At 56.7% G+C, this 13,580-nt stretch carries 12 protein-coding genes and 1 pseudogene; 2 read left to right on the top strand and 11 right to left on the bottom strand.

Going from position 1 to position 13,580, the window contains the following annotated elements:
- Nucleotides 1–115 precede the first annotated feature (115 nt).
- The 5 genes from FJ978_RS10970 to FJ978_RS10950 all read right to left on the bottom strand — a co-directional run bounded on the left by FJ978_RS10970 (nt 116) and on the right by FJ978_RS10950 (nt 5,221).
- A complete protein-coding gene (locus tag FJ978_RS10970; RefSeq protein ID WP_140572131.1) occupies nt 116–889 on the bottom strand; it encodes a response regulator transcription factor in 774 nt (257 codons plus the stop codon).
- 373 nt (nt 890–1,262) lie between these two features.
- Entirely contained in the window at nt 1,263–1,982 is a 720-nt protein-coding gene (locus FJ978_RS10965) for a Crp/Fnr family transcriptional regulator (protein ID WP_013894097.1), read from the bottom strand.
- Nucleotides 1,983–2,141: 159 nt separating this feature from the next.
- A complete protein-coding gene (locus FJ978_RS10960; RefSeq protein WP_013894096.1) occupies nt 2,142–2,423 on the bottom strand; it encodes a hypothetical protein in 282 nt (93 codons plus the stop codon).
- A 281-nt stretch (nt 2,424–2,704) separates the two neighbouring features.
- Complete coding sequence (locus tag FJ978_RS10955) at nt 2,705–3,844, bottom strand: acyltransferase family protein (protein WP_140572130.1); 1,140 nt, start codon at nt 3,842–3,844, stop codon at nt 2,705–2,707.
- A 207-nt stretch (nt 3,845–4,051) separates the two neighbouring features.
- Entirely contained in the window at nt 4,052–5,221 is a 1,170-nt protein-coding gene (locus FJ978_RS10950) for an acyltransferase (RefSeq protein WP_140572129.1), read from the bottom strand.
- 762 nt (nt 5,222–5,983) lie between these two features.
- Here FJ978_RS10950 and FJ978_RS10940 point away from each other — a divergent pair.
- On the top strand, nt 5,984–6,394 hold the full coding sequence (locus tag FJ978_RS10940; RefSeq protein WP_140572128.1) for a hypothetical protein: 411 nt from the start codon (nt 5,984–5,986) through the stop codon (nt 6,392–6,394).
- A 1,616-nt stretch (nt 6,395–8,010) separates the two neighbouring features.
- On the opposite strand, the gene FJ978_RS10930 is transcribed toward FJ978_RS10940, so the two are convergent.
- The 4 genes from FJ978_RS10930 to FJ978_RS33150 form a co-directional block, all read right to left on the bottom strand.
- Nucleotides 8,011–8,376, bottom strand: a complete 366-nt coding sequence (locus tag FJ978_RS10930) for a hypothetical protein (RefSeq protein WP_140572127.1) — start codon at nt 8,374–8,376, stop codon at nt 8,011–8,013.
- A gap of 997 nt (nt 8,377–9,373) precedes the next feature.
- Complete coding sequence (locus FJ978_RS10920; protein ID WP_013894092.1) at nt 9,374–9,892, bottom strand: RES family NAD+ phosphorylase; 519 nt, start codon at nt 9,890–9,892, stop codon at nt 9,374–9,376.
- Complete coding sequence (locus FJ978_RS10915; protein WP_031258242.1) at nt 9,889–10,278, bottom strand: MbcA/ParS/Xre antitoxin family protein; 390 nt, start codon at nt 10,276–10,278, stop codon at nt 9,889–9,891. Before FJ978_RS10915 ends, FJ978_RS10920 begins: the two co-directional genes overlap by 4 nt.
- 361 nt (nt 10,279–10,639) lie before the next feature.
- Complete coding sequence (locus FJ978_RS33150) at nt 10,640–10,747, bottom strand: DUF736 domain-containing protein (protein ID WP_140572126.1); 108 nt, start codon at nt 10,745–10,747, stop codon at nt 10,640–10,642.
- Nucleotides 10,748–11,079: 332 nt separating this feature from the next.
- On the opposite strand from FJ978_RS33150, the pseudogene FJ978_RS33145 reads away from it, so the two are divergent.
- A pseudogene (locus FJ978_RS33145) lies at nt 11,080–11,246 on the top strand (IS630 family transposase); the annotation flags it as partial.
- A 155-nt stretch (nt 11,247–11,401) separates the two neighbouring features.
- Here the strand turns inward: FJ978_RS33145 and FJ978_RS10905 are convergent.
- Together FJ978_RS10905 and FJ978_RS10900 are read right to left on the bottom strand one after the other, a co-directional pair.
- The gene (locus FJ978_RS10905; protein ID WP_181180398.1) at nt 11,402–12,382 is read right to left on the bottom strand and encodes a Dyp-type peroxidase; all 981 of its coding nucleotides are present in this window, start codon (nt 12,380–12,382) and stop codon (nt 11,402–11,404) included.
- A 130-nt stretch (nt 12,383–12,512) separates the two neighbouring features.
- Nucleotides 12,513–13,574, bottom strand: coding sequence for an alpha/beta hydrolase (locus FJ978_RS10900; protein WP_013896599.1), 1,062 nt, complete (start codon nt 13,572–13,574; stop codon nt 12,513–12,515).
- Between the last annotated feature and the right edge of the window lie 6 nt (nt 13,575–13,580).

The raw sequence follows: 13,580 nt of genomic DNA, 5'->3' as shown, positions 1-13,580 counted from the left end.
AAATCTCGAAGCGCCTGTGAACTGGAGTTACAATCTACGCCTGCGTAGCTCGTGAGAGTCGCCGCTGAGAAATCTCTCCAACACAAGGCATGCTAGATCAACACGCAAGAGCGCTTCAACTCGCTCGTACCGACTGATTTGCACCGGGAAACATCTCGTTCAGCATATAGACAGCCTCTGTCCTGTTCGTTGCTTTCAACTTTTTCATGATATTGCGGATATGAACTTTGACCGTACTTTCTCGAAGATTGAGCTCGTGGGCGATTATCTTGTTCGCCTTCCCGCGTCTGAGAGCTTGGACAACGTCCTCTTGCCGCTCGGTAAACACGCTCGCCATAGGTCTTGGCATTTCGACGTCAGCCTCAATGGTCTTGTGCAACCCTGCAAGGCTACTTGCCGGAACAAATGTGCCGCCAGCGATGACGAAGTTTATGGCTTCGACACAAATTTCGAAGCGGAGGGATGAGGGGATATACGCCTTGGCGCCGTAGCCCAGAGCCCTGAGAATCTGCTCCAACTCGTCAGTGTCAGCCAAGATCGCAACTGGAGCGGGATGAGCCTTCCTGACGAGGTCGGCTATAGCGTCTCCTGTCTTTGCATCACTGACCTTCCGGCTTCCCAGGTTTAGCAGAATTGCCGAAGCCGGCGGCATATTCTCGCACAGCTGCCATTCGTCGATCGAGCCGAATGACACGATATCTTTCCCGACACGGTAAGTGGTCAAGCATTGTGCCAAGCATTGCCGGTCAAGCACACGTTCATCGAGCAGAACCAGGCAGGTTTCAGCAGTTGCCTTTCCGTGAAGACGTATTGCCCCTGCCCCGCCTTTTTGACCGACGAGTTCCAGCCCAAGGATGGGTTTGGTATCTGTTTGAATTGCCGTAATCATGCCACTCACCCCTAAACAACACCCACGTTCGAGACCGGCACGAGACGGGGATTTCGGGACAAGCGAAATAGTGCGAACGATTTTCTGTTCGCGTCAAAGATAACAGACTGTGCGTTCCCAGGCCCCCGCCATCGTCACACGTCTAATTTAGTCAGGCTATCAGCGAAACTGCACGCTTTCACTAATATAAGTTAAAGAAGCGTAAAAAAATTGAGTTCATTTGGCGGGAGGAAGATCGCCCGGCATCCGTGCACAACCCTCGGCAAAGGCTCGTGCTGTTGGGGGGCGAAACGCACCCGCACCGGGCCATATAGAGGCGCCCGCCCGTGTAGTTGAAATGGACCGTCTCGGGCATGCAGACCGGGGACATGCGTCAGCTGTCGACATACCTGTCGTCGAACCCTGCAAACTTTGCGATGCCCTCTCGATCCAGGATCCGGACATGGCCCTGACGAAACTCCAGAAGCTTGCGTTCACGCAGTTCTCGCAGCATGCGATTGACGTGAATAGGCGTCAGCCCTAGCGCGTCGGCGAGGTCGTACTGGGTAAGCGGGCAAGAATAACCATTGCGGGCAACACCACCCACGCGCTCCAAGCGCGTCCTAAGCTCGAGGAGCAGGTGTGCGGTGCGCGTCAAGGCACTGCGCCGACCAACATTGGTCAGATGTTGAGCGACAAGCGCCCGCTGATGGACCAAAGTTTCAAGAAATAGGGAAGCTATGCGAGGCGACTTGGCGACTGCAAGCGCGAACGCCTTGGTTGATGTCTCGAATACCGCAAGATCGGTCTGTGCGACAAACGTCTCCGGAGCAGTTCCTGGGAAAGAGTGTGGCAGGACGACGTCGCCTTTCAACGCAAAATCCAGGATCTGACGCTGACCGCCGGCCAGATTGTGTGATATGCATCCCCAGCCAGACTCGATTATGAAGACACGAGCAGCGTGCTGGCCTTGATCGACGATTGCCGTTTCGGCCGGATACCGCCTCAGCGCGAAGCCGAGTGCTTTGATGTAATCCTTGTCATCATCATCAAGTCGGGTCGATGAGGGACGGTTTTCGTTCCCAGTCACAAATGGATGCGATGCAGATACCATTGAACCCCACCAGCCCCTCCTTTTGACATCCCGGGGTTAGTGTATATCAGGCTCGAGTAGATGAGTAGCCTATATTAGCTACACCTATTGGATGAAGAAGCGACGTCGGGGTTACGTTGGCCGCAGCCAATCTGGCGAACAGCGCCCGCCGGGCGCGGATCAGGCTTTGCTTTTCTTGAAACTTTCTCGGATGGCCTCGACCATCTCACTCGCCACCATACAACTTCGGTTGTCCACCTGCGTTGCAGCATTCCGCAGCGTCGTCGCGGCGTCTTTCAGCACCCCCCTGATTTCTCTGGCCGTGAGTATCTCGGATGCTTCCAATTCAAGCAACAGCGCTTCGCTCACATGCAAGGCGGCAAGTGCTATTGCCTTGGGTCTGTTGCCCTGCACAACGGGCAAGTCGCCGCTCGGTCTGCTGCGTGACTTCCTTTTTCCCATCTTTAATCTCTCGATCTCTCCGAACCGGACCAACTTACAACGCACGCCGCTGCAGAATTTGAACCATACTAGTCCTATTCAACAGCCCACCACAGCATATCGTGCCTACCAAGTTAGCTGTAGCTCATTGACAGGCCGAGACCCCAACGGACCTATCGACACCAGGCAGACGTCGCGAGGTTGGCCTTTGGGGAACTGACCCTGCGAAGGAGCCCGCAGCACCATCTCATGGTTGCCAACAAAGACCTGCCGCGGATTTGCCCGTCCCGCATTGCGACCCTTCACATGGCCGCCAGTTTGGCCGCGCCTGAAATGGGACGTGCGAACCTTCCGGTGATGGCGTTCTGGATTTTTTTCTCCAACCAGCTCACGCCAGCACTGACAATCAAGACCGAGGCTACAGACACGACAAACACGGCACTGGCTGAGAGTCCCCTGCGAAACAGAAACCACACAATAACCATTCCAAGCGCATAATGATTTAAGTATACGGTGTAGCTTATCCTCCCAATATACTTCACAGCACCACGGTACATCCCGGATGTTTTACTCATTTTCAGGTCAAAAAAATTTCCAAGCGCCATTGCCGATAACAGAAAAACGTAAATTGAAACCGCTATGTATCTATATTCTCCAGAATTGTCCAAATTGAGCAATATCTCAATTATTCCCATTATCGAGAACGCAACAAACAGAATGGTCATTGGCATATAGCTGGGGCGCGGTCCACGATCTTGGTTGCTGGCAACGAAAAACAACATTCCAGCCGCGAAGAAGACGCCGTGCTGCAACAAGAGTAATTTGAAAGGAAAGCGGGAGAGCACAGCTATTGCACCCTCCGCCCCGGCGGAGGACGGCGCCAAATGAAGGCCGCTCATAACTAGAAGATATGCCGAACTCGACAGACCTATCAATTTTGCCAAGTCATAGAGCGACAGGCGGAATTTGGATATGACGCAAACGGCGACCAGTAAATAGAAAGTCACCTGCACAACGAGCGACCAGACCACACCGTCAATGTATGGTCCCTTGGGAGATAAAACAGCGGATCTGATAGCATCCAATACCAGAACTCGGAAGTCTTCGCCGTAAAAGGCGCGCGCACCCAAACTGACGATTGCCGACAGCCACAAGGCAGGCAGGATGCGCGTAGCCCGGATACGCGCGAACCTCAGAGCCGCGGACACCCCGCCATCGCGAGAGGCGCTCATTGCAATCGCAAAACCCGAAATCACAAACAAGGTGGCGACACCTGCCGCTCCCAAGCCTGCAAAGACAGACAGGAACCCGAAGGCCGCATCCTCTCCGCTGGTGACCGATGCCGACGTCGCGGCATATGTAGCGAAATGGCTTAGGAGCACCAATATGGCGGACACAATCCGCAGGAAGTCCAAGGTGAAGTAGTGCGGCTTGCGGTCCATGGGATGTTATGGGCCTTTGCTCCGGGCGCCACGAAGGCATCGCTTTTTGCTACATCGAAAGGCCTGCCGCGACCACTGCACAGTTTGAAGAGGGCGTCATCCCTTCGGATAATCGGTCGACTGAACATGGCTGCTCAAGGCCCATGCTTTGCGACTCCTGACGTGCTTCCAGGCGCCGCACGGCCACTGCCCCCATCAAGAAATGCGCTAGGCGCCCGCGGCGACCACTCGGACGCGAGTGTCGTCGTCGGCAGGCTTGACCTGCGAAGCCGACGCGGGGGTGTGAAACCAGCTTTTGGCCACACCTTGGATCTTGCCCTCCAGCCACAGGACAGCCAAACTTAAAATCAATACGGTCAGCAAGGAAACTCCAAAGGAAACGGGTGCCGGAAGCCTAAAAGAGTTTACAAACCAAACAATAATCATCCCAGAAGCGTAATGATTGAGATACAGCGGATAGCTCAATCTGCCGCAGAACTTGATCGCCCTGCTATATCCCAGAAGGCGTGAATTCACCGCGTCTTGTGAAACGACGTTTAGAATTATTGCTGCCACGCATGAGGCCCAGATTCCAGCTGCTGCGATTCTGTAGGAATAAGCCCTGTCCACCGAAAACAATACCTCCAGCACACCCATTGCGAGGAAAACATACATCAACGAAGCCATCTGTGTACGACGGAGTCTCTGCAGGCTATCGTTCAAGCCAAACAGCATCATCCCAGCGGCAAAAAAAATGCCGTGCTGAAGAAGCAACACCTTGAAGTGGAAGCCGGACAGGGGCGCAATTACATCAGGTGAGAAGCTATTGGCTGGCATGCTATTGAGAACAAACAGGGCCAGTACATAGACAGAACTGCAGGCGCCTATAACGATTGCCAGTCCATAAAGAGATAGGCGAAATCGAGAGATTATACAGATGAAGATCGTCGCGTAGAATACCGCTTCGACGACTAAAGACCATACGACACCGTCAATGTATGGCCCCTTCGGTGATAGGATAATTGACCTTATAAACGCCATCGGCAGCGATGATACATTCTCTCCGTAGGCAGCTCTAGCTGCAAGACAGATCAGCGCAGATATCCATAAAGCCGGTAATATACGAACGGCGCGGAGTCGCGCGAACCGGAATGCGTGCGACAATCCTCCCTTGCCGGAAGCACTCATGGCGATCACAAAGCCGGAAATTACAAAGAATATTTCGACCCCCACCGCGCCCACGCCGGCGAAAGCCGAAAGGAAGCCGAACGCGGCTTGGTCGAGGTCGACAACCGACGCCGACGCCCCTCCGAAAGTCGCAAAGTGATTCAACAGCACCAGGGTCGCCGCCAAAATGCGCAGCAGGTCTATCGCCAGATAGTGATGGGTAGATTTCATTGCATTCCCGCACTCTGCCTGGCGCTAAAGGCAGGATGATAGACCGAAATGGTCGGTGCGGCTGCTAGTACGTTTGGATGTGGGCAGAAGGCTAGCCGCTGACATTAAACTGAGGATAGATGCGTGCCTGATTGCTTGCTAGTGGTGAAGAATGTTTGTGACCGTCTGCCGGACTGCCGCGTGGCTAACCCTTGTTGCTATCGTCGTCGTGACGATTGTTCCGATCGGGATGCGGCCTATGTCGGGATTTGGACCGGAACCCGAGCGAATAGCCGCTTTTCTAGCCTTTGGCTTGCTGCTCGGGCTCGCGTACCATCGAAATTGGCTTCTGACGCTCTGCCTTGTCGTTGCTGTAGCGTTCGGCATAGAGGCCTTGCAACTGTTAAGCCCAACACGACACCCGGCCGTCGATGACGCTGTCGTTAAGGCTGCTGCGGGTGTTGCCGGGGTCTTGGCGGGTTGTCTAATTGCGAGGAACGGTCAGTCTCGACAGCGCCCATAACCTCTCTTCCTCACGTATTCGCTACGGAGGTTTGGCGATACGGGAAGGATGCACAATCCGTGGACCTGGGGCAAAACCGTTCGGTGCTGAACCGCTTGCCAATTTGAATAGCCCGAACCTTGGGACGACGGGGCTAGTCCCTTTGCATGCCTGCATCATCCAAGTTGTGGAATGGACTGACCGTTCTGCCGGGCTGTAGGCTCAGCAGGGGCAGTGCGCCTTGGGGGGCGATGGTGATACCGTTATCAATCAGAGAGTTGTTGGAACTTGACGCCTACCGGCGAACGATCAAGGCAATTGACCACGCGTATGAACTCACCCTGGGAGAGGCTGGTTCGGACGCAGAGCGCGAGCGGGCACGGTACAAACGTCATTGGGAGACATTGTTGTACTCCGAGCAGATCGAAGCGATTAGGACGCGACGACTGTTGCGGAAAGCAGACAAGTTGGCGATTGACTACGCGGTTGAGGATGGAGCGCTTTGGAAGCGGTCAATCCAGCTTGACTGCTGGATCCTGACGGCAAGCGGATATTCGGAAATCCGGAACGCGGTCCGGGAAGAACGCAAGGAACAATGGCGAGCGGCCATGGCGCGGATGGGCTGGCTCATCGGCATTTTCGGCTCGTTCACAGGTCTCTTGTCCGTGTGGCGCCTTGCGCGGGGACTCTAGCAAATCGGGCTAGGGCCGCCGCCCCCTTCTCACTTCGCGTGACAAGACTATGCCTCACTGCGTACTGTATTCGCACTTTTATCGGCGCCAGCAGCATGGCTTCAGTTGCAGATTGCTCCCGCGCCAACTGCGGTTGAGCAACCGGAGGCGCAGGGCCTTCGATCATCGCAGTGCCGGAGCCGTTGCGGTGATGTCCTCGGCAAAGGCTGCAGGGTATTGCCGAGTGAGGAACGAGGCCCCGCCGTGTTGAAGTCGGCCGCCATTCGATAGTGGCGTTGCGGACGTGGTCGCGGCCGAAGAGCAGGCTCTCCTGCAAGAGTTTTATCACGCATGCGGCCGGAAGGCAGTAAGCCTGCGCCACTGAAGAAGGCGCCGATCAAGCGGATGCCAGATGATATCAAGCGCATACCCGGGCCGGGATTCTCCCACTTGCCACCCGGTCAGGTTGCATGCCGGTTTATCATTTGTTGGAGAATTCAGGCGCATCGTAATTGCGGACATGCCATGTGATTCGTTCATGTCCATAGGCCTCGGCGTCTCACCCATCGCCGAGGCCTATTCGTGCCTAAACTGTTGGCTCGACAAGCCTCGGTCCATTTTGTGTAACCACGAATTTATGGCGTTCGTTCGTCCTCAGCCGGCCGTGTCGGCCCCCAATCGTCAGTTGTCACCGCGCAATTCCGATGTTGATATTTGCGTTGAGCCTATCGCGTCCCTGCCCGAAATATCAGTGCGAAACGATACGCCTTTGGCGGGACTGGTTGGCAGAGCGCACGAGAAAGTGCTTCCGCAGTGCGCTGATCAAGTTCAAGCATGACATTGTCGTAAGTGTCCGTGAGGCCGCAACTGGGGCAAGTCAACCGGTCGGACCCTGGAGACCGAGTGACACCGGTAAGGGGCACTTTGCATCGATTGCAGCCAACCTTAGGATCACTTTCGATCATGTAGGGCGTATCCCGCTTGTCTTTCTGAACAAGCAATTGCGGTGCCAAACGCGGTTGATCCGTTTCGGGACATCCTTACAGCGGCCTCGCCGTGTCCTACACGATCATTGAGACCACGCCTTCGATATGGCTACATGGTCGATCAGCCGGAAGATGGCAGCCTCGACGGCATGATCTGGCTGAACTGGAAACGGCTATCCGGCGCGATGACACCCTAGCTCGCGGCGCTCATGTGGCTTTGATACGCAGACGGCTTAGCCCTCATATTGCGGGTGTGCCTCGAGGAGCGTTGCGGGCAGAGATCGGTAACCGGCTGGTCTTTCCGATCATCCTCAATGAGCCTGGATAGCTGCCATTCAGCGCGTCAGGTGGCGCATTGCCCTTCCATCTGCTGAGCAAGCTTACGAGCGCACCAGGGTCATCATCGCCAGTCTCAGCCAATGTCTCCGGAGACGTCAAGCTGGCCACGTCACTGCTCGGCCGTGCGACCCATTGCGTTGGTGACGCCGAGCTACAGGCCCTAAGCGCAAGCCAGTTGCAGCCTCTCGTGGTTGATATCGTCCGGGCGGAGGGTTGCGACCGGCGGGAACGAGGACGATGGCCACCCTACCATTGTGGAACTCGCGTGGGATCTTTACGAGAAACGTCGCGAGGATCTGTAGCAGCCCACAATCAGCGGCGGTCGCGTTTTCCTACGGGTAGGTCGTGACTTTGCCCCGGCCGGGCTGGGATCTGACGCCAGAACTTCGGTTGCTCGTTTGGGCTCGACTGGGACCAGCGCGGCTTGCCGGGGCCATCCGACCACCAGTCGATGTGAATTTCTGGAAAGATGCGCGCACGGGGGCAAAGCACGAGAATCCTGGTTCCGTCCTTGGGAGCAGATGAAATGTCATCCCATCTTTCATCCCGCGCCCGTGCAGCCGCGATGACCTTCTTCGCGAAGAGCTCGTAGGAGTCGATCGAAGACGGCAATTCACATGCAATCAGGAACTCTTGCGTAAGCGCCTGTGCTAATGTTGCATCGGTCTTATCTGTCATCTGTACCTCCTGAGGTGTAAAAGCGGTCATGCGCGGTGGCCAAGGTCGTTGACTAACTCAGTTCGCATAGTGCGAAAGTCTGTACGAAGTGGGAGCGATTACTCACCACAGATATCCAAACGGTTCCAGCCCCACAATTATTGTTGTTCCCATTCGAAAAAGTGAAACACACCTTTAGGTAAAGACAGCTAGATCGCCCGCCGTTTCATTAACATCGGCACTATCGTGAATCTTATTCCCCTTGAATGCTCTGCGTCTGAAGCATTTTAGCAACGGCTCATATATATCATATGAGCCGCTTGGGTGTCCATCTCGCCATTCTGCAACAAGCTCGCGCGTAAGCCCTAAATTTCGGGTCAGAATGAACAAGATCGGCGGATATCATCCAGCCTTTCCTGGGTCCAGCAAGGCTCTCTCTCGAAATCCCAGAAGGAAGCGGGTTGAACGAACGCTATATACACTGCCTGTGCTCACTAATTCCGGCTAGGAGATGACATCTCGCGGCATTGATTGCCATGGCCCTGCCCCGAGCGAGCATCCTTGCCGAATTCCACCGCGCACCCGACGCGTCGAGGCGCTGGGCGCACTCAACCGTTAGCCCGGCCGCACCGGTATTGCCATCGCAGAATATCTCCGGCAATGGGAACAGAGCTGCACGGAATTGCATGCCTCGCCGCAACTGCCACTCCGCTTGCAGGAGTTATTGCGTACTCCGTAACGGTTGCTGCTCGACGCAGCGGCCGAAGGCTGTGGGTCAGACCCTGCTGATTGTGGGTCGTTGCCGCACGCATCGCTGAGAGGTCTGCTAGCGCGCTCGCCTCCAGCGCCTTAGCGGCCTACCTGCCTGGCTGCTTTCATTCCGGGAATGGAGGTTCTGAGCTACCCGAGCTTTGGCTGGCGGGGCGCGGACGCGACTGTTTCCCTGTCAATCTCGCCAAACCATCAGAGCTGTAGGGCAAAAGACCCCTCCCCTGCCGTCCGGATGAGCGAGAGTGTGTTACCGCCAGGATAGCTGGTCCTTGGGCAACCGACCGCTCGGGTCGAATACAGCTACTTTGTGCGGCAGATCCGGACCCCAGTCCCAAAGTACCAGGTTGCGATCCTCCATCTCGGCGCTCGGCGCGAAACTTGGGACAACGATGCCGGCAATATTTCGAGGCCGCAGCCGGTCGTAGACGGACCAGGACGCCGGGCGCTCCCCATCGCTAAGCGCCGTCGCCCAGGCGCAGCCCATGTCTTCGAGCGCGACAGAAAATTCTCCCCTCGTCCCTTTCGTTGTCAGATCCGCGATGTCGTCGCAGTCAACCTCATACGAACACAGCACGCAGGGGTCGATCCGCTGCGCGAAGCCCTGGTTGGCTTCCTTGATGGCTGTCATTAGGCTCAACGCCAGATAGAGCGCCGGCACACCTTTGGGATTGAATCGGGCCCCTCGGATCGCTGCTCCTTCACCGGAAGTCGGTTTGAATGCCCAACGTGGATCGTGCGCGCGATAGCAGGTTCCGACGAACTTCACGCAAAGCCACCAACGGCCATGTGATCGAGATAATCACGGACCGCGACGGCCTTACCGTCCTTCACCAGCGCCTCAGCCGTGCGTCCGCCGAATGCTGGAAGCGGCTGAGCCCGATACCAGGCCATCGCCTGCTCCTTGCCGCCCGCCCAATCCGTCACGCGACTAATAATCTCGAGCATCTCCCGCAGACGCCCCTGTGTCTTTACCGCAGCGCTGCGCTCTGAGCGATACAGGGTCTCGCGAGCAAGACCAGCGGTTTGGGCCAACTGGCTCTTGGACATGCCAAAACCATCCGCGACCTGTCCGATCGCAATCTTCCCGTTCCGGTCCATATAGGACAGGATGAGAGGTCCGTTCTGTTCGGGGATCTTAAGTGCCTGGGCCACAGAATTCATCCTACCCATAGTGAGAGTCAGATTTCTTGTGCAAAAGATATGGCAGCCTTCGACGACTTTCAAGTCCAGGTCTGAACCATTCAAGCTCGATAGCCTCGGCCTTCAGCGTGCAGTTCAGCGGGAAGCTCGCCAACGCATCGCATCCCGCCTCATTTTCCAAAACATACATCAACCAAAACGCGCTGCTCGTGCGGCGGCACGACGACGACCGCGGCAGCCATCAAGCCGCCGCTGAAGAAGATGCTCAAGGCGCCGGCCAAAGCGTAGCCTGCCGCGTCTGACAGAGACCTAGGCTGCGCCTGAACCAACACGGCGAAGCCCCGCCTCTCGGGAGGCTTCGTATTAAATCGGATCACACCGCGGTGCGGCGGGACCAGATGAGCTGGAAATTGGCCTCGGTGTCGGTCTCGATCAGGCTCGCATAGAGCAACGAAGGCCGATGGTGGGCCCGGAGGGTCACCGTTTCCTATTGGAAATCAATATGTTAGCGGATGGTTCGCCAACCCATTTCCTTCGTATTCTCTCGTATGGTCTGGCGAACCATTGGACCAACAAGACGACTAGTTTCCATACGAGCGGCGCAATGCATGTTGACCATAGCGCTATAAGGGCGGCCGCATTGGGGCCGAAACCGGACTGTCGGGTTTGAGGCGCGGATCGTCAGAAGCGGACTTAACAGGACATCTGTGTGCTGGCCTGAACTGATCCTAACGCGAACGGGGAAATTGAAGAGAATAGGTCGGGTCTCGCCGCTCATGCCAGGGACGCTTTCGATCGGGCGCGTTTAGTGTCATTCCCGAAACGTGGATCGTGACCAACATGGCGCCGCTTCTCGGCAGGGGCCAAGGGGCCAACGCCTCCGCAGCTTCGCCCGCACGGCCATTGGCCAATCCTGATCGTCCTTGGCGCGCTACGCCATGATGAATTCACTGCGCCTTCGCTACGGCCCCATCGACGGCAAACGTCAAGCATCAGCCGCCGGCGCGGAACTCTACCGAACGATACGGTTAGCCTATGTTGAGGATATGGCGCTCTCGATCGGGTTGAGATCGCGCGAGTAAGGCGTATGTTTTCATATTTGGTGGGAACCTACTTGACGGCGACTCCGAACAGGTCAACCCGGCGGGCCCAGACCAGCGGTCGAAATGGCTTCCCCCGTCGCAACGTTTTCCAGGAACGTCGCCGACGGTACGAAGAACAAATTGCCGGTGACTGCACGGCTGAAGTCCAGCAACCGATCGTAGTTGCCTGGCGGACGGCCAATGAACATGTTCTCGAGCATCTGCTCGATTCTGCGCGGCGAACGGGCGTAGCCGATGAAATATGTGCCGAACTCGCCCTTGCCGACGTCGCCAAACGGCATGTTGTCGCGGACGATCTCCAACTGCTCTCCGTCTTCGACGATCGTGGTCAGCGCATTGTGCGCGGAGGTTGGTTTTACATCAACGTCCAGCTCGATGTCTGAGAGTTTTTTTCTGCCAACAATTCCCTCTTGCTTCTCGATCGGGAGCGCGTTCCATGCTTTCAGATCATGCAGGTACTTCTGCACGATTACATAGCTGCCTCCGGCGAATGAGGTGTCCTCCTCGCCAATGATCGCGGCCTTGACGGCGCGATCATCCACCGGGTTTTCAGTGCCATCGACGAAGCCGATCAGGTCGCGGCCATCGAAATAGTTGAAGCCGTGCACCTCATCCGCTGTGGAGACTGCACCATCGAGTTGCGACATGATCTGTGTCGCCAGTTCGAAGCAAAGATCCATACGCGTGGCACGGATGTGAAAGAGGATGTCGCCCGGCGTCGAGACGGCATGATGCTGGCCTTGGATCTCGCGAAATGGATGCAGGTCTTTCGGTCTGGAGGCTCCAAACAAACGGCCCCATGCATCGGAGCCAAACGCCATGACACACGAGAGCCGGCCGTCCAGGTCACGGGAGCCGACTGCGCGCAGAAGCGCGGAAAGATCGCCACATAAGGCGCGCACGGTCGCTTCGTGTTCTGCTCCGGAATTGACCGTCACGACGAGAAATATCGCGGCCCGCGTCAGTTGCGCGACGACGGGTTGGGAAACACGGGATGGCAAAGTCAAGTCCACAATAGATCCTCCTTATCTTGTTCGTAACGCACCTGGTCGATGGGCATCGGGGAACGGCGGAGTTGCGGTTCACCCAATTCGAGGTAGTCTCAGGATCATCTCGGCATCAGCCGGTCACCAGTTTGCCCGATCAGTATTCGCCGACGTCGATGACTGCCTGGGCGAAAGCCTGTGGGGCTTCTTGCGGCAAGTTGTGGCCAATTCCGCCCGTGATGATCCGATGCGCGTATCTGCCTGAAAATTTCTTGGCGTAGGACCTGCTGTCAGGGTGGGGTGCGCCATTGGCATCCCCCTCAAGGGTGATGGTGGGCACCGTGATCACCGGGCTTTCGGCCAGCCGTTTTTCCAGGCCTTCATATTCCGGCTCGCCTCGAACCAGGCCGAGCCTCCAACGGTAATTGTGGATGACGATGCTGACGTGATCCGGGTTGTCGAGGCACGCAGCACTGCGATCGAACGTGGCGTCGTCAAAGTCCCACTTCGGCGAGGCGATCCGCCAGATAAGGTTTGCGAAATCGCGCCGGTACTGTTGATACCCGGCCCGGCCGCGCTCCGTCGTGAAATAGTACTGATACCACCATTGGAGTTCGGCCTTCGGCGGCAGCGGCATTCTGTTTGCTTCGAGACTGCCGATCAGATAACCGCTGACCGAAACGAGCGCATTGCAGCGCTCCGGCCAGAGCGCCGCGATGATGCAGGCTGTGCGTGCGCCCCAGTCATAGCCGGCGACGATCGCGTCGCCGATCTTCAGCGCATCCATCAATTTGATGACATCGACAGCCAGCACCGACTGCTGGCCGTTGCGGACCGTCTGACTGGAGAGAAAGTGCGTCGTGCCATGACCGCGCGAGTACGGAACGATCACGCGATAGCCCGCCATCGCCAACAAGGGAGCGACATCGACAAAGCTGTGGATGTCGTAAGGCCAGCCGTGAAGGAGGATAACGACGGGACCGTTGGATGGACCAGCTTCAGCGTAGCCAACGTTCAGCAAGCCGGCGTCGATTTGCCTGAGCGCAGCGAACGAGGCAGCCGTCGATCGTTCTGTCGTTGCTCCGCCCAGCTCTGAAACGCATTGTGCTTTAGCAGTGCGAACTGTCGTGAACTGGGTAGCAGCCAGACCCATTGCGGCAACGCCGACAAAGGCCCTGCGATAGCGATCAATTTCTCCCGGCGGTCTTGTATTTTCCATTCTTGC

This window comes from Mesorhizobium sp. B1-1-7, from assembly GCF_006442705.1.
GTDB classification, from domain to species: domain Bacteria; phylum Pseudomonadota; class Alphaproteobacteria; order Rhizobiales; family Rhizobiaceae; genus Mesorhizobium; species Mesorhizobium opportunistum.
Note: the sequence above shows the minus strand (reverse complement) of the source record. Positions and strands in the feature narration are given on the sequence as shown.